The organism is Paenibacillus sediminis (assembly GCF_017873765.1).
GTDB lineage: Bacteria > Bacillota > Bacilli > Paenibacillales > Paenibacillaceae > Paenibacillus_AG > Paenibacillus_AG sediminis.
Window position 1 is genome coordinate 14298 of the sequence record NZ_JAGGKP010000005.1, and the last position, 24237, is coordinate 38534.

Annotated in this window: 21 protein-coding genes; 13 read left to right on the forward strand and 8 right to left on the reverse strand. The window is 42.4% G+C overall.

Annotation, left to right across the window (positions count from 1 at the left end; translation table 11 throughout):
* Nucleotides 1–94: 94 nt before the first annotated feature.
* Nucleotides 95–931, reverse strand: a complete 837-nt coding sequence (locus J2Z20_RS11035) for a sulfurtransferase (RefSeq protein WP_209849599.1) — start codon at nt 929–931, stop codon at nt 95–97.
* Between the two features lie 333 nt (nt 932–1264).
* Between J2Z20_RS11035 and J2Z20_RS11040 the strand changes: the two genes are divergently transcribed.
* On the forward strand, nt 1265–3154 hold the full coding sequence (locus tag J2Z20_RS11040; RefSeq protein ID WP_209849602.1) for a sensor histidine kinase: 1890 nt from the start codon (nt 1265–1267) through the stop codon (nt 3152–3154).
* 47 nt (nt 3155–3201) lie between these two features.
* Here J2Z20_RS11040 and J2Z20_RS11045 read toward each other — a convergent pair whose 3' ends face one another.
* The 3 genes from J2Z20_RS11045 to J2Z20_RS11055 all read right to left on the reverse strand — a co-directional run bounded on the left by J2Z20_RS11045 (nt 3202) and on the right by J2Z20_RS11055 (nt 5218).
* Nucleotides 3202–3444, reverse strand: coding sequence for an NHLP leader peptide family RiPP precursor (locus J2Z20_RS11045; RefSeq protein WP_209849604.1), 243 nt, complete (start codon nt 3442–3444; stop codon nt 3202–3204).
* A gap of 69 nt (nt 3445–3513) precedes the next feature.
* Entirely contained in the window at nt 3514–4449 is a 936-nt protein-coding gene (locus tag J2Z20_RS11050; RefSeq protein WP_209849606.1) for a hypothetical protein, read from the reverse strand.
* 4 nt (nt 4450–4453) lie between these two features.
* Nucleotides 4454–5218 (reverse strand): class I SAM-dependent methyltransferase, encoded by a 765-nt coding sequence (locus J2Z20_RS11055; RefSeq protein ID WP_209849608.1) that lies wholly within the window; start codon nt 5216–5218, stop codon nt 4454–4456.
* A 169-nt stretch (nt 5219–5387) separates the two neighbouring features.
* Here J2Z20_RS11055 and J2Z20_RS11060 point away from each other — a divergent pair, with 169 nt between their 5' ends.
* Nucleotides 5388–5540 (forward strand): hypothetical protein, encoded by a 153-nt coding sequence (locus J2Z20_RS11060; RefSeq protein ID WP_209849610.1) that lies wholly within the window; start codon nt 5388–5390, stop codon nt 5538–5540.
* A 46-nt stretch (nt 5541–5586) separates the two neighbouring features.
* On the opposite strand, the gene J2Z20_RS11065 is transcribed toward J2Z20_RS11060, so the two are convergent.
* Together J2Z20_RS11065 and J2Z20_RS11070 are read right to left on the reverse strand one after the other, a co-directional pair.
* Nucleotides 5587–7407: an ABC transporter ATP-binding protein gene (locus J2Z20_RS11065; RefSeq protein ID WP_209849634.1), complete on the reverse strand. Its 1821-nt coding sequence runs from the start codon at nt 7405–7407 to the stop codon at nt 5587–5589.
* Nucleotides 7400–9142, reverse strand: coding sequence for an ABC transporter ATP-binding protein (locus J2Z20_RS11070; RefSeq protein ID WP_209849637.1), 1743 nt, complete (start codon nt 9140–9142; stop codon nt 7400–7402). The genes J2Z20_RS11065 and J2Z20_RS11070 overlap by 8 nt, the downstream gene beginning before the upstream one ends.
* 125 nt (nt 9143–9267) lie before the next feature.
* Between J2Z20_RS11070 and J2Z20_RS11075 the strand changes: the two genes are divergently transcribed.
* Both J2Z20_RS11075 and J2Z20_RS11080 read left to right on the forward strand, forming a co-directional pair.
* On the forward strand, nt 9268–9675 hold the full coding sequence (locus J2Z20_RS11075; RefSeq protein ID WP_209849640.1) for a DivIVA domain-containing protein: 408 nt from the start codon (nt 9268–9270) through the stop codon (nt 9673–9675).
* A gap of 196 nt (nt 9676–9871) precedes the next feature.
* Nucleotides 9872–10312, forward strand: coding sequence for a Dps family protein (locus J2Z20_RS11080; protein ID WP_209849642.1), 441 nt, complete (start codon nt 9872–9874; stop codon nt 10310–10312).
* Between the two features lie 99 nt (nt 10313–10411).
* On the opposite strand, the gene J2Z20_RS11085 is transcribed toward J2Z20_RS11080, so the two are convergent.
* Both J2Z20_RS11085 and J2Z20_RS11090 read right to left on the reverse strand, forming a co-directional pair.
* Nucleotides 10412–12106, reverse strand: a complete 1695-nt coding sequence (locus J2Z20_RS11085; RefSeq protein ID WP_209849645.1) for a M3 family oligoendopeptidase — start codon at nt 12104–12106, stop codon at nt 10412–10414.
* 48 nt (nt 12107–12154) lie between these two features.
* Nucleotides 12155–13978, reverse strand: coding sequence for a 5'-nucleotidase C-terminal domain-containing protein (locus J2Z20_RS11090; RefSeq protein WP_209849647.1), 1824 nt, complete (start codon nt 13976–13978; stop codon nt 12155–12157).
* Nucleotides 13979–14235: 257 nt separating this feature from the next.
* On the opposite strand from J2Z20_RS11090, the gene J2Z20_RS11095 reads away from it, so the two are divergent.
* From J2Z20_RS11095 to J2Z20_RS11135, 9 genes are all read left to right on the forward strand, one after another.
* Entirely contained in the window at nt 14236–15645 is a 1410-nt protein-coding gene (locus tag J2Z20_RS11095; protein ID WP_209849650.1) for a deoxyguanosinetriphosphate triphosphohydrolase family protein, read from the forward strand.
* Between the two features lie 157 nt (nt 15646–15802).
* The gene (locus tag J2Z20_RS11100; RefSeq protein ID WP_209849653.1) at nt 15803–16738 is read left to right on the forward strand and encodes a metallophosphoesterase family protein; all 936 of its coding nucleotides are present in this window, start codon (nt 15803–15805) and stop codon (nt 16736–16738) included.
* A gap of 70 nt (nt 16739–16808) precedes the next feature.
* Nucleotides 16809–17696, forward strand: coding sequence for an MsnO8 family LLM class oxidoreductase (locus J2Z20_RS11105; protein WP_209849656.1), 888 nt, complete (start codon nt 16809–16811; stop codon nt 17694–17696).
* A gap of 44 nt (nt 17697–17740) precedes the next feature.
* Nucleotides 17741–18658: a TRM11 family SAM-dependent methyltransferase gene (locus J2Z20_RS11110; RefSeq protein WP_209849659.1), complete on the forward strand. Its 918-nt coding sequence runs from the start codon at nt 17741–17743 to the stop codon at nt 18656–18658.
* 156 nt (nt 18659–18814) lie between these two features.
* Nucleotides 18815–19384, forward strand: a complete 570-nt coding sequence (gene thpR, locus J2Z20_RS11115; protein WP_209849662.1) for an RNA 2',3'-cyclic phosphodiesterase — start codon at nt 18815–18817, stop codon at nt 19382–19384.
* An 87-nt stretch (nt 19385–19471) separates the two neighbouring features.
* Nucleotides 19472–20155, forward strand: a complete 684-nt coding sequence (locus J2Z20_RS11120; RefSeq protein WP_209849673.1) for a metal-dependent hydrolase — start codon at nt 19472–19474, stop codon at nt 20153–20155.
* A gap of 90 nt (nt 20156–20245) precedes the next feature.
* On the forward strand, nt 20246–20740 hold the full coding sequence (locus tag J2Z20_RS11125) for a ferritin-like domain-containing protein (RefSeq protein WP_209849675.1): 495 nt from the start codon (nt 20246–20248) through the stop codon (nt 20738–20740).
* Between the two features lie 183 nt (nt 20741–20923).
* Nucleotides 20924–21508, forward strand: a complete 585-nt coding sequence (locus J2Z20_RS11130; RefSeq protein ID WP_209849678.1) for a TetR/AcrR family transcriptional regulator — start codon at nt 20924–20926, stop codon at nt 21506–21508.
* A 121-nt stretch (nt 21509–21629) separates the two neighbouring features.
* Complete coding sequence (locus tag J2Z20_RS11135) at nt 21630–23807, forward strand: YhgE/Pip domain-containing protein (RefSeq protein ID WP_209849681.1); 2178 nt, start codon at nt 21630–21632, stop codon at nt 23805–23807.
* Nucleotides 23808–24237 lie beyond the last annotated feature (430 nt).

The window sequence follows — 24237 nt, forward strand, 5'->3', positions numbered from 1 at the left end:
TTAGCAATCTGAAGAGTTTACTTGAAACGGGTGTATGTTGGGTAAATAGAAAGCCGCCAAATAGGCGGCTTTTATTATCTGCATGTAGATTTCTTTACTCCACACCCGTCGCAATTGGATTATCCTTATAACTAATCCAGTCGCTCCAGCTTCCTGCATATAACTTGACTTTATCATAACCAGCTTCCTGTAGTGCGATCACATTAGGGCATGCTGTGACGCCTGATCCACAATAGACGATCACTTGTTGATCGGCAGGAATATCCTCAAACTGCTTTTTGATTAGTTCAGATGATTTCCAGTGAAGCTTGTCATCTAATAGATTTCTCCAAAATTTATTAACGGCCCCGGGAATATGTCCGGCTGCTTTATCCATTGTTTCTTCTATACCAGCAAAGCGTCTCGGATCTCTGGAATCTATGAGAAGTGCACTATTCTCTTTAATAGCTTTTCTAACATCGTCAACATGTGCCAGCATGTCTGGCTGCAAGTTTGGAACGAACGTCTTAGGAATGGTTATTGGCTGTTCCTGACTAACAGGATAGCGGCCATCCTTCCATGCCGTGAAGCCTTCATCCATCACGAATACGTTTGTATGACCCATGTAGCGCAGAAGCCACCATAGTCGTGAAGCCATCGCGCCTCCTTGATCATCGTAGGCAACAACACGGGTCGTGAGATCAATGCCCAATTGTCCTAGGCGCTTCGCGAGACGGGTTACGTCAGGCAAAGGGTGACGCCCTCCATGCTCGGTAACTGGATCAGAAAGGTCTTGCTCTAAATCTAAATAGACAGCTCCCGGAATATGCGCCTCCTCGAACGCGCTTCGCCCCGCACCCTTATGACCTAATTCAAAGCGGCAATCTACGATGACCTGATCCGGTTCGTACAACCGTGCTAACAGCCAATTTTTAGAGACGATATATTGCATTTCTGAACACCTCCTATCATGGATATGCGTAATCTGCCTAACTTAATCATTGTACATGCTATTTGAGTTCTTGAAAATAATACAGAACGAGCACGACACGTTTGGGAGGTTAAGAAATGACAGATTTAAAGGAGGTTTATTCGACATTATTTATCAAATTCGTTAAAACGCCATACTGCATTGAGTCTAATTTTGGTTGGAAAATATACTATTTTCACAATTAATTTATTATTTTTTACTAATTTTCTTGTTTTCAGAAAGGAAGATTAAGGAAATTGTCGAATCATAGTAGTACTAATTCTCATCAAAAATAGAGTGCACCTGGAGGGTTATATGGAATTTGTACCGAAATATACGGCATTGTTTTCGATTCTTTCTTTTCTTTTTTTTATGTTCAATCCTTCGGAAGCGCATGGCGAAACGAAAATCAATTCCGTTTCAATTACGCAATGGCAGATCAAATGGGAGGACAACAATGATAAAGTGCTTCCTTCCTCTGAACGATGGATCAATAGCAATATAGATTCATCTGCTCCTGAAAAGCCGAAGGATACTGAAAGCCTTTGGGTTAAGGTTGTATTACCGTCTATGCACTGGAATCGCACAGCTGTATATTTTGAGAAAGTATATGCCCAGCATCTTACGATTTATATGGGGAATAAAAAGCTGTACGATTCGGAGCGAGGATACGGCAATGACATTCACCGAGTGCTTATCCCCCTTGATTCAAGGGATACGCACAAGGAATTATATTTGAAAATTCAGACCACAAGTGATCGAATTGGCCTGCAAAGTGTCATAAGAATGGGAGATTACAATGAGCTGCTGCCGATGTTTGTTAGCCGAGATTTAGGTGACATTATATTAGGAAGCGGATTTCTATTTATCGCGTTAATTATGTTCGTATGTTCCATATTTTTAAAGAAAACACAAATGGCGGGATGGAATGCTTTAAATGTGATCATTTTATCACTGGGACTTATTATTATTACTTATTCACCTTTTGTCTCCACGTTCTATGGAGAATATGGGAACGTATTAATCAGTCTGTTTGACTTATCTTTATTTATATTGCTGCCAGCACTGACCATTTTTTTCGAAAAGATTTTCGGAGAAGGACCGTATTCTATCATTTCCAAGAGCCGTAAGTTATTAGTTGGGTTTTCGATTATGTGTACGTTATTTTTGATCGTAAATCATCTGACAGACCTTCAATATTCGAATGCTTATTATTTTGTGTCCGTTACTCTGCTTGGGATCGTCTTCATCCTTCAGTTATTTGTAATCGTTGGTTTATCTGTCATGTATGCTATCCAAGGGAATAAGGATGCACTTATTTTATCAATAGGATTTGCTGTGTTCGGGCTAATCGTCATTATCGAAATGATATGGTTCTATATTCGAGCAGGGCACTACGATTTTTTCTTATTTAAATGGGGGATCGTCTGCTTTATTGTTACTCCCATTATTATACTGGGCAGGAATTTTGCTAGAGATCATGATAGAGTCGTGAAATATACACGAGAGCTAGAGCTGTATAACAATGAGATACAACGTTCAGAGAAGATGGAGATGATCAGCGGGCTGGCTGCTTCAGTTGCGCATGAGGTTCGTAATCCGCTTCAAGTTACACGCGGCTTTCTGCAGCTACTGTCGAACAGGACGGATGATAAAGAGCGAGATTATTTGCTGCTTGCTGTAGCTGAATTAGACAGAGCCTCTCACATTATTACGGACTTTCTGACTTTCGCAAAACCGCAGCTTGAGGATATTAAAGTGCTTCACTTGTCCGAGGAAATTAAACATATTGTAGGTGTTCTGAAACCTCTTGCCAATTTGCAAGGGGGAGAGATTATCGTTGATATTCCGAACAATCTGTACATACTTGGTAATTCCTCGAAATTTAAACAAGCCCTTATTAATATGATCAAAAATAGCATCGAAGCTTTGGATGGTCCCGGTCAGGTTCATGTATGGGCTTATATGTCAGTTGACAGGGTGTTTATACATATTAAAGATAATGGGGAAGGAATGGAGCCTGAAGTGCTGTCACGATTGGGACAACCTTATTTTTCAAACAAAACGAAGGGCACGGGACTTGGACTCATGGTTACTTTTCGAATTATTGAGGTGATGGAAGGGAATATCAAGTTTAAGAGTAAGAAGGGAGAAGGAACAGAGGCGATCATTAGCTTTCCCTTAGTTTACGGAAATAAAAATTGATGTGGAAGGTGCGAAATCAGCACCTTCTCACCCCAATCCATTAAAGTTTACCAATAAGAAAGAAGGGTAACGTCAGATTTTTTGATGACTTCAGTAGGTGCCTGCGGGATGATGAGATACAATTGATTGTTTTTCTCTTCGACCGTTTTTATGTCTAATTGATCAGGCAGTGTAACGTTGAAAGCCTCTTGAATAGCTGCTTTCGGATTCGAGAGAAGCTCTTGTTTAAAAGATGGATCCTCCCATGCTTTTTCAATAATTTGCTTCCTAAGAATGGCTTCTGCTGACATTGAAATCACCCTTTCTTATATGGATAAAAATACCAAACAAATTGTAGCATGTATTTAATTTAAAATCTACTAAATTTTGTTGGATTTCGACAAATAATAGTGTAATCCACCTTCTAATAATTGAGTCCTCTCCTCATCAATACGCTCTGCCTCTTGTTGCAATTGCTGGCATAAAAGCTGATGAAAGGCCTCCAAATAAGGGATGTTTACTTGCATTTTCTCTATGTATTTATGGTTGCCTGCAGCCATTTCGGCATAAGGGTTCATTATTCCTTTGAGGTAAAGCGCTTGATTAACGACTTCCTCTGTAATCTGCCCGGGAGCGATCTGATAGGTTGAAGAGATTAACGAGATTAAGCAGTTATAGCTTCCTTGCAGTAAGTCCTCGGACCAATCGACGAAATCATCCATCATTTGTAACGTTAGCAGTACCCGGTCTACCATACTCGAGACAACGGATATGAGCTCAGCTTGTCCATTAAGCAATAATGCAGCTGTACTGGCTAATTTCAAGGGTCCTGCTTTCTTTGCGATCATAGCGGCATGATGATAGAAGTAGTCAGCGTCATTTTCGTGAACAACCGTCAAAGTCCATTCCGTTATATACGTTCTAAAATAAGACCATAACGGTGAATCCGAAGGGAAGTGCTCTCTATACATTTCGAGGAATTCCACATAAAATAAATTGGCTAATGCGAGCTGTTCTTTCCATTCTTCAGGAGCAGTATCCATCAGATCATCCTGTACGAAGAAATAGAGCATGACGAACACATTCGCTAAAGAGAGTTTACGGCACAACTCGGGGGAAGTATGAGTGAGATCTTTCACCCAGAAAGGCAGCAAGTAACAGATGTAATTCTTCGCACTATCTTTCCGAAAAGGATGAAACCCCTGTAAATATTGCAGACCGCGTTCATGAAGTGGAGCGGGAAATCGCGAGATGACTGCTTCACATTCTTCAAAAACAACGGACAGTTCGGATTCGAACTCTTTGAACCAATTCATACATTCACCTGCCTGTCGATTGATCTTTAACAAATTCCATCGCGAACATGGGGACTTCAAGTGTACTCTTCGGGTCGTGCAGCCATAATAACAATTCATTGTTAAGCTCTGGCAAAGCGGCTTTGTCCATGACAAGCTCTGATACTAAGGTCATGTAGTGAAACAGCATTTGTTTCACTTCAGGTTGATTTGCGCTTACACGATAACTTTTGGTATTAGTATGATGAAATCCGCAGTGAGTAAACTCCAGATGAAGTGCTTCCTTTATTGGCAACAGCCTATGCTGCTCTATGTTCTGCCGAGACTTGTTGTAAAGCGCAGTAAACAGAGGAAGGTTCTCTTCGTATTTCATAAGCTCATCGTCCACTTCAATGATAACGACTTGGGTCCCATCTTGGGTATGGTCGTAGAGCCACTTTATGAGATGAGATCGATCTGCAATATGCTCAATAACCAGCCGTGCAATAATGAAATCGTAACGCTCCTGATCTGGCAGCTGCTCGTAGCTGTATGGGTAGAGGGTCATACGTTCATTTTGCCTAATGACTGCTCTTTGAAATATTGGTTCATTGATTTCGATTCCTGTGAATTTATGAAATGGAAAGTGTTGCTGCAGTTTAGCTAAATAGGATGCATTCCCACAGCCAATATCAAGCACATTGCTGGCTTTGTCATGGAGTGAACTATAGAGCAGCTTTTTTTCGATTTCGAAAAAAAGTTCTGTTGTAACGATCAACATTTCATCAAAAACATCCGTTTTTGTTCTCATGACCGTCCCCTTTAATGGATTAATAGGAAATTATTGCACTTTATACTAGAAGTCTACAATATTCGCAGTAAAAATCAAGACAATATATGGCATCATGATGTTAGCCCGTACCTGTTTCTAATAATCCGCATAGTATGTGTATAGCTTTATAGGAAAGGAGGAACTAAGAATGGGTGGAGTTGTAGGCGGTGCTGGATACGGTCATCATGGATTTGGTGGATTAGGAACTTCAACTGGTACTATTTTAGTTCTCTTTATTCTTTTAGTCATTATTACCCGTACTTTCTTTGGCTTTGGAGGCTACGGAGCGGGAGTATATTAACTAGAAAATGAAGGAGCCAGGGAATTTCCCTGGCTTTCTTTATTTTTTATAATGCCGAATGACTTAGCTTAAATGCATGATTGTACAGATTCTCATAATACCCATGAAGGGATAATAACTGATGATGGGTACCTTGCTCGACAATTTGCCCATCCTTCATCACGATAATACGGTCTGCGTGCATAACGGTAGAGAGGCGGTGAGCAATGACGATTGTTGTTCGACCTGCAGCTACGGAATTGAGCGCATGCTGTACGAGCTGCTCAGTATGCGAATCGAGGTTCGCTGTAGCTTCATCAAGAATAAGTATTTTTGGCTGGAAAACAACAATTCTGGCAAAGGAGATAAGCTGACGCTCACCCGCAGATAAGCCGCTTCCACGCTCAGTCAGCAGTGTGTCGTATTGGTCCCTAAGCCGCATAATCATGGAATGAGCACCTACAAATTGGCATGCTTCTATAACTTGCTCACGGGTAATATCTTCGCGGAATAGCCGAACATTATCGATAATGGAACCCGAGAACATGTACGGATCTTGTTGAACGAGTCCGATAATTCGGTGAAGTGAATTTTGCGGTATATGCCGTATATCTACACCATCAATAAGAATGCGCCCGCTTCGCACATCGTAGAAACGATTCAGGAGCGATATCATTGTGCTTTTGCCTGCACCTGTCGTACCTACAACACCGACCATTTCCCCTGGCTCGATATGAAGATTAAGACGTGGAATAATGATTTCGTTGTCCTGGTACCCAAACGATACATCATAGAAATCGATCTGACCGCGCACCTGTTCTGTAGTTAACAGGATTGCTTGATCTGGAGCAGCGTCTGCTACATTTGATTTATTGCTCATAATTTTCCAGATGCGTTCCATGGATACAGTTGTCGATTGAAATGTATTCCACTGCATCGTAATTTGGTTGATTGGCTGGAAAAATTGACGGATATAACTAATGAATGCATACAAAACACCAACTTCGACTTGTCTGTTTAGGACGGCTAAGCCGCCAAGCCATACCATGAGAACGAGAGCTAAATTTCCAAGCACATCAAACGTTCGGTTAAAAAGAACATGTGCGCGAATCTCACGTTTGTTGGCTTGCCAGTAGCTTTCATTGTGCTCAGTAAACCGTCCGTATTGCTCCTTCTCCTGACGGAATGCTTGAATAAGCCCCATGCCGGATACATTCTCAGCAATAAATCCAATGAGCCGGGATAAACGGCTTCTAGCCAGCTGATAATTTCTTCGTAAATATTTGCGAAATATAGCGGCGATGAATATAATGATCGGAACTACGGACAGGGAGAACCAAGCAAGTGTAACATCCAGTTTGAACATGAAAAAAATAATGAGCAACAGAGTCATACCGTCACGAATAATGCTCATTAACACTTGAGTGAAAAATTGACTGATCGTCTCTGTGTCACTGGATACATTGGTGACGAGACTGCCGCTATGATGGCGGTCAAAGAACGGCATTGACATTCGTGTGATATGACTGAATAAGTCTTTGCGAATGCGTGCAATGATGTTCTGTCCGGCAAATTGAAGAAGATTGTTTTGTACATAAGTGAACAGAAAACTGACTAATGATAATAGCGTATAGATAACAGCAATGATGACCAGAAAGCGAATATCTGTGTTCTGTACGGCAAGATGATCGTCAATGGTGATCTTCACAAGATACGGCTGCAGCAAATCGGCAGAGATCGCCAGTATCGTACATAATGCAATAGCGGCAAACGTTTTGCGATGGGGTTTGGCATACTGCAAAGTCGCTTTGAATGCAGCGAATCGGTTAAGCTCCTGTTCTTCTTCCGGCTTCTTGGGACGAACGTCTGATGAAAGCTGACTAGACATGCTGTAACCCCTCCTCCTGAATCTGATGCAGAGATGCATAGATGCCGCCTGCTGCGAGCAGTTGTTCATGAGTTCCGCGCTGCACGATTTGTCCTTGATCGAGCACGATGATCTCATCTGCATGTCTGACTGCACTAATCCGATGAGAAATAATGATCGTCGTTTTACCTTTTCGTTCCTGACGTAAACGAGTGATGATATTCGTTTCAGTTACGGCATCAACTGCGCTCATACTGTCATCCAATATAAGCAGAGACGCCTTCTTCATAAGTCCGCGAGCCAAGCTGGTCCGTTGCCGTTGTCCTCCGGACAATGTAAGCCCACGTTCTCCTAATTTGGTCTCAAATTGATTCGGGAAAGACGCAATACTGTCGTAAATCATCGCTTGCCTTGCAGCGGCTTCGACTTCGCTCATCGGAGCTTCTCTGTTGCTGAACGCAATATTATCGCGAATCGTTGTGCTGAATAAGAACCCGCCCTGCGGGACGTAAGCGATGGATTGCCGCAGACTGTCTAATGAAATATTTAAAATATCTGTTCCGTTGATCCGAATTGAGCCAGAAGCTGGATTATATACACGCAGAAGAAGTTTAACCAATGTTGTTTTGCCGCTGCCTGTTTTACCGACAATGCCTATCGTTCTACCTGCCTGAATGTGCAAATGAATGTCACGAAGAACATTGTTGTCCGTATTTGGGTATGCAAAATTCAAATGTTCAATACGAATTTCCTTAATATGATTCAAAGGAAGCGCATCATCACTGTCTCCTACATCTGGAACTTCAGCAAGCAACCGGTTTACTCGTTCTAGGGAAGCTCGGGATCGCTGCATCATATTAATTACGTTACCGATCTGCTGAAGTGGTCCCATAATAATGCGTAAGTATAAAGTTAATGCGACGAAATTTCCTAAGGTAATCCGGTGAGTTAACGTCATATATCCTCCTACAAGCAAGGAGATAACCAAAGATATGGAGCCAAGGAACGGAAGAAGAGCTTGGAACAAACTCGACATGCGTACTAATTTTAATTGTGAGTCGCGAATGTCATCTACGGTCTGACCGAACCGAGTTTGTGCAATATTTTCCATGGCAAATGTCTTGGTTACTCGAATACCGCCAAGCTGTTCCTCTGCCGATTCTGTCATCGTGGCAAGCGCCTCTTGTACTTTCATCGAACGTTTCTTAATTTGAGGTCCGAAGTAGACAACAAGAAATGGAATAATGACAAGCGGACATACAGAGATGACCAGCAAAGAAATGGGGATACCGCTAATCAGCATCATGACGATACAGGATATTAGTAAAAATACGGCGTTCGTTGTCTGGTTTACACCATTTGATATGGATTCGCGAACCGATGTTACATCATTCATAACGTAGCTTAACAGCTTTCCAGTTCCTTGCTTGGAATAATAGCTCTCGCTCAGCGTTGTGAATTTGTAGAAAATTTGTTGCCTTGTTGTATATTCGAACTTCCTGCCGAGTCTCATTACGGTATATTGACCGATACCAAACAGGGCTGCATAGGAAATGGTAATGAATAATAGTAGCAGGCTGTAGTGTAAAATGGAGCTATGAGTAATGGTGCCTTGCTGGAGTTCATCCATAAACTGTCCGAGTACTCTTGGCAGTGCCGATTGGTCAACGTTAGAAGTGATGATGAGTGCAATGGCTAACACATAGTAAGGTATATGAGCTCTAACGTAATCTTTTAACAATTGATAATCATTCAAACTTTCATCTCCCTTGAATGTATACAAGCCTTCCATATTTTATTCATTTTATTATAGCCCACTTAATATGGTACATTATTAAAGGAATAAGCTCCATAGCTATTGTACGAACGGAGGAATCAAGAATGGAAGAAGATTATAAAGTTAAGCTGAAAGAGCAAAAAGTATTATTTAATCAGCTTGGTATTAAGCTGGATGCTTTGACGATTCATGAGAAGGATTTTTCCGTGAAAATGCGCGGCTACGATAAAGAAGAGGTCGATCGTTTTTTAGATGAAATTATTGAGGACTATGAGCATTTCTATACGGTTATAACCGATCTGCTCAATTCCTATAAAGATTTACAGCGTCGCAATTCATGGGCTGAGGAAAGAAATGCTAAGCTAGAGAGAGATGCAGCAATGATCGAGAAAGCCAAATTGAATGCTGATCAAATGGTTGATCGCAGAGTTGTTGAAGAAGCGGTGAAGCAAGTTGAACGAAGCCTGGATCAATTGAAAATACGTATTGCAGCAGGACCAGATTATTATTAATCAATCTTTTGGATAAAGGTGTGCCTTGTAAGCCAAATCTATGATTTGGAATGACAACGAGGTACACCTTTTTTGTATAGTATATGGATACGATGTAAATATTAATTTAGAGTTGTAATCAAAGTATACGTGTGTTATTATTAAATCAGGATTTAGAATAAGTCTAAATTTAAATATAAAAATGGAGGGATTTCAGATGAATCAAACATTAGAAAAAATGATGAACCAACATATAGCTAACTGGACAGTACTCGATATGAAGCTTCACAACTATCACTGGTTTGTAAAAGGAGCCGATTTCTTTACTTTGCACAGCAAGTTCGAAGAGTTGTATAGCGAAGCTTCTGAAATTATTGACGAAGTAGCTGAACGACTGCTTGCTATTGGCGGCAAACCGATCGCTACATTGAAAGAAGTCATGCAGTATACCACTTTGCAGGAAGCAGAGGGTCAAGCAACAGCCGAACAAATGGTTGGAGCGATTGTGAAAGACTTTGATCAATTGAAAGGCGAAATTAAAGAGGCAATTAAAGTGTCTGATGACGATAACGATGTGGTTACAAGTGATATGTTTACAGAAATTTTAGGTAAACTCGACAAACATACATGGATGCTAAATGCTCTGCTTGGTAAATGAGAGCAGAGGGAAGGGAACTCGCCCTCTAATTATAAAACAGCCAGTGCGTAAAATAGCACTTGGCTGTTTTATGGTTGTCATTTCCATTTGCGAATGATTCTAGAACTTACGATCATCTACACTGTTAAGCCAGTTTTCAATCACTTCAATAACGCTTGACACGCATCCGTCTTGGAACGGAGAGATTAGCCCTGCTTGTTCTACCAGTTCAGTAAACGACATGCTTCCGCCCAAACGGCACAGCTTGAGATAATCGCTCCATGCGTCTTCACGGTTTTCATTCATCCGTTTCCAGAACTGGAACGCACAAATTTGCGCTAATGTATAGTCGATATAATAGAAGGGCGAGTTGTAAATATGTCCTTGTTTCTGCCAAAATCCGCCGCGTTCCAGATAACTGTTACCGTCATGGTCTCTATGAGGCAAATATTTAAGCTCGAGATCACGCCAAGCTTGCTTACGCTCTGCAGGAGTCATCTCTGGGTTGGCATAAATGATATGTTGGAATTCGTCTACTGCAACCCCGTAAGGGAGGAAGAGTAAACTGGAGGACAGATGATCAAATTTATACTTGTCAGTATCTTCAAGGAAAAATTTATCCATCCAAGGCCAAGTGAAGAACTCCATGCTCATGGAATGAATTTCAGCGGCTTCGAAAGTAGGCCACCAGTATTCCGGAACTTCGAAGTGACGGCTTTCATACACTTGGAAGGCATGCCCTGCTTCATGGGTAAGTACATCGATATCACCTGACGTCCCGTTGAAATTGGAGAAAATAAACGGAGCCCGATAATCGCTGATGAAGGTACAGTACCCGCCGCTTTGTTTCCCTTTTTTGCTCACCAAATCCATGAGGCCATTGTCAATCATGAACCGGAAAAAAGCGCTCATCTCTGGAGAAAGCTCATCGTACATCTCAGTGCCCCTTTGGACGATCCAGTCGGGATCTCCTTTAGGTGTAGGGTTGCCTGATTGAAAGGTGAAGCTTTCATCATAAAAAGTCAGCCTGTCAACTCCGATGCGCTCACGTTGGCGCTCTTTCAGCTTCGAGGCGATCGGCACAATTTGTTCCAGCACTTGCTGGCGGAAGTTCGCAACCATTTCAGCGTTATAATCGGTACGGTTCATTCGGGCATAGCCAAGCTCAGTATAATCGGCATAGCCGAGCTTATGAGCTATTTGTGTACGAATTTTGACTAAATCGTCATAAATACGGTCGAGGGTTTCCTCGTTGTCAGCCATGAATTGATATTTCGCCTCGGCAGCACGCTTTCTCATTTCACGGTCAGTGGATTGTTCAAATGGGATAAGCTGGGCAAGTGTGCGCTCCTCGCCTTCGAACTGGATTTTTGCGGATGCGATGAGTGCAGCGTATTCGGTTCTAAGCTTGTTTTCTTTCTGCAAATCTTCGATAATTTCAGGGCTGAACGTTTTGAGGGAAAATTCTGCGAGCCGGAACAGCTGCCCCCCCCACTTTTGTTCTAATTCCGTACGGAATTTAGATTCGGTTAAGGCTCTATAGAAGTCAGTCACATATTCTTGAAGTACGGGTTCCAGTTCGTCGATGTAGTCTTGTTCTGCTTTGTAAAATTCGTCATTGGTGTCAATAGAATGGCGTATCGTCACAAGCTGAAACTGTGTGTCTATTTCGCTGCGCAGCCTGTTGATCGCGGCCATCGCCTCATTCTGATCTTCGAAGGTAGAAGCGGAGCGGAAAGACTCGATCAGCTCCTTGATTTTAGGAATAACGACTTCTTTCTCTGGCCTCTCGTAACGGAATTCACTGAATTTCATCGTGTTAACCACCTTTCAGTTCGCTTTAATAAAACAATTATCCGCTTATCATGCGCCGTTAGGCAATATAATCTTTTGCCCCGGATAAATTAAATTTGGATTTTTCAAGTGATTCAAGTCGCGAAGCATTTGCCACGTCGTTCCGTACTTTCTAGCAATAGACCATAGTGAATCGCCAGTTTTAACTACGTATACTTGTGCTTCTAAAGCGGGCTTAGCAGGTGTGGTACTATTCTTTGATGGTTCTGGTTTCGTTTGCGGTTGAGGTAGAGGAGTGGATTCAGGCAGATTATTTTGTACAGGAGCTACAGGAGCTTTACCTTCGCTAATGCGGCCTTCAGTGGCGATATTTACTTTTCCTAATTTCTTCATGTAAGCAATAACGGCTTCATCCATCGAACCGAATAGACCAGCTTGAGTATATTTCGTAAACATCGTATATTCATCACCGCCAGCAGCGATAAAATCATTGGTTGCAAGCAAATAGGTCGCTTTAACGTCGAGTACTTTACCGCCTACGAGTACGGAATGAACACGGCTGCCTTTTGGTTTGGATGCGTCAATCTTGTAGGTCATACCGGATACGTGTGCGAATCCGCCCTTTGGATTCGGATAATCAGAAGCCCCGTTCTCCAGGGCTGCCAATAAATCTGCACCGGATACTTTGAGCGTAACAATTTGATTGCCGAATGGAAGAACTGTAATGATGTCCCCTTTTGTGACTGTGCCTGTATCAATCGAAGCGCGGATTCCTCCGCCGTTCGTGAGGGCTACGTCTGCTCCCGATATGTCACGGAGTGCATCCGTAATCAGATTACCGAGATTCGTTTCACCAGCACGCACTAATTCACGCGTTCCTTCCAGCTTCACTGCGGTTTCACCTACGACTTCACTTAGAAGCGGCTCTTGACTCTTTGAGATCGAATCTACAAGCTCAGCAATCTTCGCATCTGGTTTTATATTCGCTGCTTCTTTCTCATCGATCAGCGTAGCTTCTTTCTTCGTCATCTTTGCTTTATCGACCCATAGATCAATGACTCCAATATATTTCGTGTATTCACCAGCGCTTGCAATAAGCGTTCCATGGTCTGCTGACAATCCGTTTTGTAGCACCGTATGACTGTGTCCATCGACGATGATATCGATACCAGGAACATCTTTGGCTAATTTAAGACTGGTATCTTTACTCGAAGCGTCCATTCCTAGATGAGCAAGAGCGATGACGACATCGACTTGACCGCGCAGCTTGCTAACAATCGCCTTCGCCTCTTCCGATGGATCTGTAAACGTTAGATCTTCCACATTTTTAGGATTGGTCTTATAAGTGGTTTCTGGTGTAGTCAAACCCAAAATCCCAAATTTCACACCGCCTACTTCCTTAATGATATATGGTTCAAAAAGCGTGTTGCCGTCTTTTGTTCTCACATTGGCGCTGATCATCGGGAAACTCAACATTTTTGACAGCTCAACAAGCCGCTTGTAACCATAATTAAACTCATGATTACCAGGAGCGATCGCATCGTAACCCATTTCGTTCATCACTTTCACGACGCTTTCACCTTCGACAAGGGTTGCAAAGGTAGTGCCGTGAACGGCGTCACCTGCGTCAAGCAGCAGCGTATTCGCATTTTTACCGCGATAATCTTGAATGATTCCAGCGAGCTTGGCAAAGCCCATTTCAGGTGAAGCTTCTTTGGATCTGGCATGCATATCATTGGTATGTAAAATCGTGATGTGTGTTCCAGTTGGGGGAACAGCCGAGCTTTTCACTTCATTTGAAGCTGGTACTTCTTCAGCGAGAGCTGTCCCTAGTGAGCTGAATGTAAGGAAAATTAACAGTAATACAAATAAAAACCGAATCCTTGCAAACATTAAAAAAATCATCCTCCCCCCAAAATACTGAATTACTTCCTAATATTAACAAATAATTGTGAATTTGAATATCATTTTACATATTCGCAGTGTTAACATGGTTCAAATAGTTAGGGCAGCTCGACAATATGTTATATAAAATTACAAACTAAGATATATATTAATGAATGATATAGATCTCTCATTAGAGGAGCCTTTATGTTTAACGTAAAAATGTGTATAATCACTCCAATTACCTTGTTTAGGAGATGTGAAGTATGAAAATGTCAGAACCCAGAGAACGCAGACAATATAATGAGAAGACGAGAGAACGTTCCCCTCGAACGGCATATGAACGTGACTACTCGAGACTGATACACTCTCCTACATTCCGCCGTCTGCAAGGGAAGTCTCAGGTGTTCGGCGCAGGTACAGGTGATTATTATCGCACCCGATTGACCCATTCGCTTGAAGTGGCACAAATTGCAAGGCAGGCTGCGAAGAGCTTGATGAACAAATATAAAGAAGTAAATTTGGAGTACGCAGACAATCCAGGACTTGTCATCGACAATGAAGTGGTAGAATGCGCAGCAATTGCACATGACTTTGGGCATCCGCCTTTTGGTCATAAAGGAGAAGAGGTGCTCGCGAGCATCCTCGACAATTTTATTAAGCAAAAGGTCCGGGATGAAATTCAGGGGAAAATAGTGACTGATGAACAAAAGCAGCAATTGTGGGCTGAGAAGCGCGCGCTTTACGAACATTTCGAAGGCAATGCGCACAATTTCCGATTGATTATGTTTCTAGAGAAAAGAGAAAAGTACGACGGCCTCAACCTTTCGAATGCGGTACTGCTCGGTATTAACAAATATCCCTACTCGGGTCTCGATAACAAAAAGGGGATGTACCGACATGAGTGGGACTATATTCGGGAAGTTAGATCTGAGTGGGGCATTCCATACGGCAAAATGACACTAGAGGCGCAGCTAATGGATTTGTGCGATGATATTGCCTACTCCGCGCATGATCTTGAAGATGGCATCAAAGCGGGAAAAATTCAAGTTCACGAGCATTTTTTCAATGACCCCTCCCTTAAAAAATTAATTATTGAGAAGATTACAACGCTTGAGGATGTATTCTGGAAAGATCAAAGCCTACAAGCCATTGAGAAAAAAGTAGACGATGTGTTGTCGTTCTATTTAGATGTATGGAGAGAAAAGCTGATCATATGCGAGCACGATTTATCAAGCACACGCCGCGAAGTGAAGGCATACTGGGTCAATCGCTTTGTAACGAGTCTTGGCGTCATTGAGGACGGAGCTTGGAAGAAGGTTACCTTTGTAAAAGAAGGACAAGAAGATCAAAATATGCTGCGCACGGTCAGTGTGCTGAAAAGTTTTGCATGGGTAACGATGATTAAAGATTTACGTGTACAGCGTCTGCAGAAGAGAAGCGAGTGGATTATTCGTAGATTGTGGGATGCATTTCTGGATCAAAGTACTTCGACGGCGATTATTCCGAGTGATTGGCTGAATCGATTTGAGAAGGAACAGGCAAAGCCGAATCCCGTTTGGACCTGGGAGCGGATGATTATAGATTATATCGCGGGGATGACGGATTTTTTTGCCGAGAAAATATATAATGAATTGTATGGGCTGAAGATGGGATCTATTTACGATTTGGATTAAACAGCACAGAAGAGACCGGTAAAGCAATGGCTTTATCGGTCTTTTTATTTTTTGCTCATCATGATAGTTAAGTGTATACGATTCGGTTTGGCTCATAGCTATAAAATAGGTGAACGACTTTGATGCAGGCAGGTTGCGGGAGAAAGGAGCGTTGCTTATGAAATGGGATAATCAAAAGAGCCCTTTGCGATTTCGTGAGGACGGAACATTTACGATCGTTCAATTTACAGATGTCCACTGGCAAAAAGGAGATGAGCTTGATCAAAAGTCATTACTGCTTATGAGGAATATCATGCATGCGGAGAAGCCTGATCTCATTGTTTATACGGGTGACACGATTTACAGCATGGGCTGCGATGATCCTATTGCCGCTTTAAGGCAGGCGGTCAGCATTTCAGAGGAGCTTGGGATACCATGGGCTGTCGTGTTCGGCAACCATGATGCAGAGGCAGGAGTGACACGTGAGGAGTTAATGGCCATTTGCACGGGAAGTAAATTCGGACTTTCAGAGCCTGGGCCAAAGACCATTTCCGGCATCGGTAATCATGTAATAACTGTGATTGGCAACAAGGACAATGCTCCGGCTGCGCGACTTTATTTCCTCGACTCCGGTGATTATGCGCCTGAGTCTATTGGAGGCTATGGATGGATACAGCCTGATCAGATCGCGTGGTTCCGCAACGAATCGATGAGCTTTTCTCATAATAACGGTCGCCTTGTACCAGCTCTCGCATTCTTTCATATCCCTCTACAAGAGTATAAACAGCTATGGGAACAGGGGAGTACTCGCGGAACTAAAGAGGAGGAAGTATGCTGTGCACAGATCAATTCCGGCATGTACGCTGCTATGCTTGAATGCAGGGATGTGATCGCCGTGTTCGCAGGACACGATCACCTGAATGATTACGGCGGGGACTGGAATGGAATTAAACTATATTACGGTCGCGCTACAGGATATAATACCTATGGATTTGAGCATCGCGGCGCAAGAATAATCCGAATGAGAGAATGCTCCGAGGATGTTGAAACATGGATTCGAATCGATACTGGTGAATGTATCTATTACCCTTGGCGTACGCCATCGTCATCTTGATTAATTATGTCACTATGTTATCTTAAATGATGAATCAATTTTTGAACAATAATGAGAAGGTGTAGAACTTTTGACAAATATAAAATTAAGCGTGCTCGATCTTGTTCCTGTGCTGGAAGATACAGATGATGTCGGAGCACTACATCAAGCGGTGTTGCTTGCGCAAAGCGCTGAGAAATGGGGTTATAGGAGGTACTGGACATCAGAGCATCACGATATGGAGGCACTCGCTTCAGCAACTCCAGAGGTATTGCTCGCGCACATTGGTGCTCGCACGAGCACGATTCATCTAGGTTCCGGGGCTGTGCTGCTTCCGCACTACAGCCCTCTAAAGGTAGCTGAAGCATTTCATTTATTAGCAGCGTTATATCCTGGACGAGTTGATTTAGGTATCGGACGAGCTCCAGGTGGATCTGCCCATGCCTCGATGGCGTTAAGTGGTAACTATTTAGAACATGTTCGCAATTTGCCGAAGTCGATTCAAGCTCTGCGTGATTTATTAACTGGGAAATATCGCTATGAGGATGTTCCTGTTCAAGCAAGGCCGATTCCGCCCGAAGCGCCGAGTCTCTGGCTCTTGGGAACAAACGTGAAGAGTGCTGGATATGCGGCTGAGTATGGTACTGGCTATGTATTTGGCAAATTTATGAGTGAGCATGATGGAAAGTCGGTCTTGGCAGCTTACCGTGAACAATTTCAGCCAAGCCAGCTAATGAGCGAGCCAAAAGCCATTGTCGCGATAAGTATCATCTGTGCGGAAACGACAGAAGAAGCTAACCGGATTGCGGGCGGTGAAAAGGCTGATATTATTGGTGATCCATCGCTGGTTCAATTGGAACTTGAAAAATTAAGTCAAACCTATGAAACGGACGAGTTCATCGTAATCAATTCCAAGGGGAGCTACAAGGAGAGACTGAAGTCATATCAATTAATTGCAGAGGTCATGTCACTTCAATAAAGGTTATCAATGACGTGTTATTTAATCGCAGTATGGGGGAGACAATGAAATATATTTATACGTATGCTTGTCCTGAGGAAGAATTGGAACTGTGCAGAATGAGCTTGGCGGTTTTATTTGGATCGATTACAGAAGATTTCTACATTGAAAGCGAGCGGTTCATTGATCCGAGTCACAGTCCATTTATCCGAAGCCGAATTCAAGTTACGCATGAGGCAAATAGTTTAGAAGAGTTGTGTAATCGTGTGAAGGACATCATCTTAACGGATCGTACTTTCAAAATTGTATTTATGAAGACTGACGATACTTACAGTTATACTGAGCGGCGTGCTGTTGAGCGAGAGATTGGTCAGCACATTACAGGGGAGGCGCAAATGAAGGGGCCGGATATTACTTTTGGTCTTCTTTACTTGGGCGACAGATGGGTACTTGGAGAATGTCAGATGAGTGAAGCTGTATGGCTGCACCATATGAATAAACCTCAAAACTATTCCACAGCGCTTAGTACCCGCGTCGCAAGAGCGGTTGTTAATGTTGCGGTTCCTGATTCAGAAGGCAAAAAAGTAATTGATCCGTGCTGCGGCATAGGGACGGTATTAGTTGAAGCTCTGTCGATGGGTATTGATATTGTGGGCTTCGATGTTAATCCCTTAGCTGTGAAAGGGGCACGAGTGAATCTAGCTCATTTCGGTTACCCGAATGTCGTTAAAATTGCTGATATGACAACTTTAGAAGGAAACTACGACGCGGCAATTGTGGACATGCCGTACAATGTATGCTCGGTCATTTCACCTGATGAGCAATTGCGTATGCTCCAAAGTGCACGCAAATTAACGAAGCGTCTAGTCTTAGTGACCGTTGAAGATATTGATGATGCAGTTATTGAAGCGGGATTTAATATTAAAGATCGTTGCAATGTCCGTAAAGGGAATTTTAAACGTCAAGTGCTGCTGTGCGAGTAGATTGGCAGCAGAGAGACTCCTAATCATTAATGTTTAGGAGTCTTTTTTTATATTTCATAAGTGTAGAGCGTTACATATTTCCCGTTAATTTGTAATTCATTATTATAATATGTAAAATAATGTTAATCAATTATTGCCGACTGGAGAGTGTGGGCCATGAGTAAAGAAACATCAATGCGTTTATTTGTAGCTGTACCTATTCCATCTGCGATTAAGGAGCAATTGCAATCTTGGTGTGATAGACATAAAGCGAACCTTCATTTTCGAAGATGGGTACATATAGATGATTATCATATTACACTGCAGTTTTTAGGTGCGACCCTTCCAGAGCAGATGGACAAGCTAATCTCCGTATTACGAGAGGCTGGCATGCATCAGACTAAATTTTCTCTCACTGTGCACGGATTAGGAACCTTCGGCTCTCGTGATGCGCCGCGAGTGCTATGGGCAGGTTTGCAAGGGGACTTGCAAGCGCTGAATCGTTTACAACAGGCGATCGTAACAGCGACTTCACAAGTGGGGTTCGTACCGGAAGACCGCCCTTACCGGCCGCATATTACGCTTGCCAGCAAATATGACGCGAGTGCAGAGCAGAAATTTAACGCGGAATTGGCTCCTGTAGACACGATAGAAGCGGCTTTTTCTGTCGATCGTTTTGTATTGTATCGCTCCCATTTGAACGCTCAGCCGATGTACGAAGAACTTGAATCTTTTCAGTTAACCTGAACCGGATCTGAAGTACTTACGCGGAGTCGGATTTCATATAGTTATTAATGAAATTTAAGCATATTAACCATATTAGGGGGTGTATTTATGAAAATTACTTATTACGGGCATTCCACGATTCTAGTGGAAGGAGGCAATAAACGAGTTATTATTGATCCTTTCCTATCGGGGAATCCTCATGCAGTCATTAAATCGGGTGATGTGAAAGTCGATGCAATATTGTTAACGCATGGTCACAACGATCATTTTGGGGACAGTATTGAGATCGCTCGGAATAACAATTGTCCGATTATTGCAATCGTGGAATTAGCGGATTATTGGGAAAGTAAAGGCGTTAAGACAATTGGTATGAATATTGGCGGCAAGTACAAACTGGAAGGGGTTACGGTAAAATTTACACTTGCCTTTCATTCTTCATCGGTTGAGACGGAAAATGGTCCTATTTATGCAGGTGAACCTGCAGGGATATTGCTGACTATGGAGGGGAAAACATTCTATCATGCTGGGGACACGGGGCTGTTTGGCGACATGAGGCTGATCGGCGAGCTGAACCAGATCGATGCGGCTGCACTGCCAATCGGTGACTTTTTCACCATGGGACCTGAAGACGCGTTAATCGCAGCAGAGTGGATTCGGGCGAAACGGGTCATTCCTATTCATTATAATACGTTTCCTATTATAGAGCAGAATGGAACAGCTTTTTGTAATGCGCTTCAGGAGAAGGGTATACAAGGTATTGCACTGCAAATTGGAGAAAGCATTGAAATTTAATGATTAAAAAAGGTTCACATTTTATAAGTCACAAGTTTCACCTATGGGCATAAGCTGAGTAAATAAGCCTGTAGGGGGATGATTTGTGTCATGTATAAGCCGCCAATGTACTCGCCAGTATTGATAAACCGAAATATAAACGATAACGTAAAGCGATTCGGTTATACGCAAGAGCCTATATCCATTCCTGAACTGCAGAATGTGATTCAAGCGAAATATGGAGCCATTCGTTTCTATGGAAGATTAGAGCAGCTTGCGCCGGCAGATCATAAAACGTATATCGAAAATATCCGTGTAGATGAGCAGAAGGAACACCTTCCTAATTTTACAAAATTGTATTATTATTTGACGGGTTGCTATCCTGTATTTAATAGCGTCGAGCTGCCGCAAAATTATGTATCCGGCTTAAAAGCAGCCATCCAGCTTGAGCTGACATATGTAAAAATTTATAACCGGATTCAGCGATCTACCTATGATCCCGAAGTTCGCCGTATATTCTATGATGCTACGGTTGATGAAATGGTTCATGCGAGCTGGCTTACATTTCTATATAGTAACGTGCTGCTTGAAAAGGGTGCTATTTAAACGATGAATAGTGAATGATAAATCGCGGAGAGCGATATCCCCAGAAGGGGATTTTTTTTTGAAAAAGAGTATGTTGAAGTTTGAAAATTTTCATGATAAAGTAGTCATTGACCAACTGACCGAATTTGAATTTTGGTCATTAGCGAGCTGGGTACATCATAGTTATAGAAGAGAGGGATCGGAATGCCTGAGATAGATCGTCGAAAACAAGTGCTTGAAGCAGCGGCTAAATCGTTTGCCCTCTTTGGATACAAAGCGACGACGATGGACCAGGTGGCGAAGATTGCGAACGTTGGCAAAGGAACCATCTATACATTTTTCACAAATAAGGAAGAGCTGTTTGATGAAATTTTACATGAAGCGATTCTAGAAATGAAGAAGATCGCAGATCGAGATATACGGCATGAACAGCCTTTCTTCACCAATCTCTATCAAGTACTCGATTCACTGCTTGAATTTCGTGAACAGCACGAACTGTTCGTCAAGTTGTCTCAGGAGGTTCGTGAAGTGGGTACTAGACAGGCTCAAGATGGTCTATGCAAAATAGAAAAAGCCATTTTGGGTTATGTTGAACGGGAAATTCAACATGCGATTGAGCAGAAGGAAATAAAGCCTTGTGATACGAAAGTTGTATCGTTTATGATGCTAAAAATGTATATCGCTTTAACATCAGACTGGAACAGACAACACGAACCGCTCAGTAAGGAGCAAATTAAGGAGTATGTGCTTTTATTACTGACAACGGGTTTGCTGCCCAAGCCTGAATAAGAATAAATACGTCGAAAGACGTTTTTTTCAAGTCTTGACTGACCGTTTGAGGATTTTAGTCATAAAGTTTCAAAGACGGATGTTTTATATTAAAAATCATAGAAAGAGGAGAGAGGCTTACATGAGACCTATATCGGTTTTTCTTAAAGACATAGCGGCAGCTCTGAAAAATCGAAAGTCGCTTGTACAAATGACAGGTGTCCTATTTATACCTGTCTTGTACGCGGGGATTCTATTGACAGCATTTTGGGATCCATATGGTAAATTAAACGAGTTGCCTGTCGCAGTAGTGAATTTAGACAAGGGGGCTATCTATGAAGGTAAGTCACTAAAGGTTGGTTCTGATTTAATCAATGAGCTGAAGAAGAGCGATGATTTCAATTGGAAGTTTGTGTCCCAGAAGGAAGCGGAGCAAGGAATCGATAGCAATCGCTACTATATGATCATTACCATTCCAGAAGATTTCTCACAAAAAGCGACAACGCTGATGAACGATCATCCTGAGAAGGCGACGATTATTTTTGAACCGAACGAGGGAAGTAACTTTGTAGCATCTCAAATCGGGAGGAATGCGGTCAAAGAAATTAAAGCAAAAGTTTCCGCCAAAGTGACTGAAGCTTATACGGAAACGATGCTGGACCAAGTGGACAAACTTTCAAATGGTTTAGCTGACGCTGGAGATGGTGCGACCAAAATTGATGATGGTGCTGTTCAAGTCGATAAAGGTGTAGCTAAGTTAAAAGAAAATTTAGCAAAGCTCACGAATGGGACTGTTGCGCTGAAAGAAGGAGTTACCACTCTTAATACAGGTACAGTCGATGTGCACAATGGTGCAGTGAAGCTCGATCAAGGCGCAGCAAGCTTGTCGAGCGGCCTGCAGCAGCTTGTTGCAGTGAGTCAGAAGCTAGAAGACGGGGCTGCACAAGCAGCACAAGGTTCTTCTGAACTTGAAACGGGATTGAAATCATCGGCTGCTGGAGCGGATCAACTGACCAGCGGGTTAAAATCAGCCGAGCAAGGAAGCAGGCAGCTTGAAGCAGGTCTTAAGCAATCTGAACAAGCTAGCGCAAACCTAGCTCAAGGTGCAAAAAGTGTAGCAGATGGGCTTGCAGCGCTGGTGCAATCAAATCCGGATCTTGCGAAGAATGAGAGCGTACAAAAGCTTCTCGCAGCAAGTAAATCTGTAGCTGACGGAAGTAGGCAGCTTCACGAAGGGGAGCAGCAGCTCTCACAAGGCAGTACACAACTTCATGCAGCCCATGAACAGCTCGTTCAAGGCAGCGAACAATTGTCTGAAGGACAACAGAAGCTCCTTGCAGGTGCCTCGCAGCTGAATACAGGGCAAACTCAGCTGTCACAGGGCTTGCAACAATTTACAGGCAAGCTGTCAGAAGCGGCAACTGGAAGTAAGCAGTTAGCTTCTGGAGCAAGTCAGCTAGATGCAGGTACTGAGAAACTGCATGCCGGTGTTACTAAGCTAGTTAATGGCGCATCCACGATTGCAGACGGTTCTAAGCAACTAGATAACGGTGCTGGTCAATTAAAAGATGGAACATCCAAATTGACAGGCGGTTCTCACGAACTCGCAACGAAATTGAACGATGCTGCCGCTAAAGCTTCTATTAAATCGAATGACTCCATGATCGATATGTACGCTGAGCCTGTCCAAATAAATGAGAAGAAACATAATGAAGTACCGAACTATGGTACTGGCGTTACACCGTATTTCTTATCTCTCGGTCTTTTTGTGGGCGCTCTACTCGTTACTATTGTTGTACCTATGCGTGAAACTACCGTTCAAGGTGCAACAGCTTTTGGTCGGTTTATAAGCCGTACGCTGACTTTTGCAGGGATGAGCATTGTTCAATCATTGCTGGCCTGCACCATTATATTGTATATCCTTGGACTTCATGTGCAGAGTGTACCGCTATTTTATCTATTTACCTTTATTACGAGCTTAACGTTTATGATGTTAATTCAGGCCATTGTGACGTGGTTAGATCAGCCTGGACGTTTTATCGTTATTTTGATTCTTATCTTTCAATTGTCGACGAGTGCAGGTACATTCCCGCTTGAACTTATTCCAGACTGGATGAAAGCATTCCATCCGTGGCTCCCAATGGCTTATTCAGTGGCAGGTTATAGAGCGGTCATCTCCAGTGGAGATTGGAGCCTAATGTGGAGTGATGTTGCTACGCTTGCGATCTATGGTGTCCTAGGTATCATCTTCACATTGTTGTTCTTTATCCAGGATTCCCGCAAAGCGAAAAGCAGTCAAGACCAAACCGCAGTTGCCTGAATCAATTTTCAAAATTCTCACAATCTCCTTTGAGCGATCAAAGGAGATTTTTTGTATAAATTATCATAAGTAAATAGATAAAATCGTTGTTTATTTGTATAATTATGCACAATTGTTATGTCCATAACGAACATTAATGCGTTAAAGCTTCAATGCAAAATATTACTTATCATAGTCATAAAAAGTTTAAATTGCCTTCATGTTAGGTCGGTGTTAAAATGATTTAAATTAATCAAATGCGAAAAGTTTTATTCATGCAAGAAAATGCATCAACATTAATCATTCTTATAATTATAAATTGTTTTCAAAAGTTCCTTCTAGACGCAGTCTTCGATATAAGACGGTCGATCGGAGCTTTTCTTTTAACCGCTTTTGCTTTACTCTCCTCATTCGTTAATCCTTATTCATATTTTTATAATAGAAAGGTTGC

Coding starts and splice junctions, on each gene's coding strand:
- J2Z20_RS11060 (WP_209849610.1), top strand. CDS start 5,388: ATGGGTGGAGTTGTAGGCGGTGCTGGATACGGTCATCATGGATTTGGT.
- thpR (WP_209849662.1), top strand. CDS start 18,815: ATGAGTAAAGAAACATCAATGCGTTTATTTGTAGCTGTACCTATTCCA.
- J2Z20_RS11075 (WP_209849640.1), top strand. CDS start 9,268: ATGGAAGAAGATTATAAAGTTAAGCTGAAAGAGCAAAAAGTATTATTT.
- J2Z20_RS11080 (WP_209849642.1), top strand. CDS start 9,872: ATGAATCAAACATTAGAAAAAATGATGAACCAACATATAGCTAACTGG.
- J2Z20_RS11130 (WP_209849678.1), top strand. CDS start 20,924: ATGCCTGAGATAGATCGTCGAAAACAAGTGCTTGAAGCAGCGGCTAAA.
- J2Z20_RS11055 (WP_209849608.1), bottom strand. CDS start 5,218: ATGAGAACAAAAACGGATGTTTTTGATGAAATGTTGATCGTTACAACA.
- J2Z20_RS11040 (WP_209849602.1), top strand. CDS start 1,265: ATGGAATTTGTACCGAAATATACGGCATTGTTTTCGATTCTTTCTTTT.
- J2Z20_RS11050 (WP_209849606.1), bottom strand. CDS start 4,449: ATGAATTGGTTCAAAGAGTTCGAATCCGAACTGTCCGTTGTTTTTGAA.
- J2Z20_RS11085 (WP_209849645.1), bottom strand. CDS start 12,106: ATGAAATTCAGTGAATTCCGTTACGAGAGGCCAGAGAAAGAAGTCGTT.
- J2Z20_RS11100 (WP_209849653.1), top strand. CDS start 15,803: ATGAAATGGGATAATCAAAAGAGCCCTTTGCGATTTCGTGAGGACGGA.
- J2Z20_RS11110 (WP_209849659.1), top strand. CDS start 17,741: ATGAAATATATTTATACGTATGCTTGTCCTGAGGAAGAATTGGAACTG.
- J2Z20_RS11125 (WP_209849675.1), top strand. CDS start 20,246: ATGTATAAGCCGCCAATGTACTCGCCAGTATTGATAAACCGAAATATA.
- J2Z20_RS11045 (WP_209849604.1), bottom strand. CDS start 3,444: ATGTCAGCAGAAGCCATTCTTAGGAAGCAAATTATTGAAAAAGCATGG.
- J2Z20_RS11065 (WP_209849634.1), bottom strand. CDS start 7,407: ATGTCTAGTCAGCTTTCATCAGACGTTCGTCCCAAGAAGCCGGAAGAA.
- J2Z20_RS11090 (WP_209849647.1), bottom strand. CDS start 13,978: ATGTTTGCAAGGATTCGGTTTTTATTTGTATTACTGTTAATTTTCCTT.
- J2Z20_RS11135 (WP_209849681.1), top strand. CDS start 21,630: ATGAGACCTATATCGGTTTTTCTTAAAGACATAGCGGCAGCTCTGAAA.
- J2Z20_RS11095 (WP_209849650.1), top strand. CDS start 14,236: ATGAAAATGTCAGAACCCAGAGAACGCAGACAATATAATGAGAAGACG.
- J2Z20_RS11120 (WP_209849673.1), top strand. CDS start 19,472: ATGAAAATTACTTATTACGGGCATTCCACGATTCTAGTGGAAGGAGGC.
- J2Z20_RS11035 (WP_209849599.1), bottom strand. CDS start 931: ATGCAATATATCGTCTCTAAAAATTGGCTGTTAGCACGGTTGTACGAA.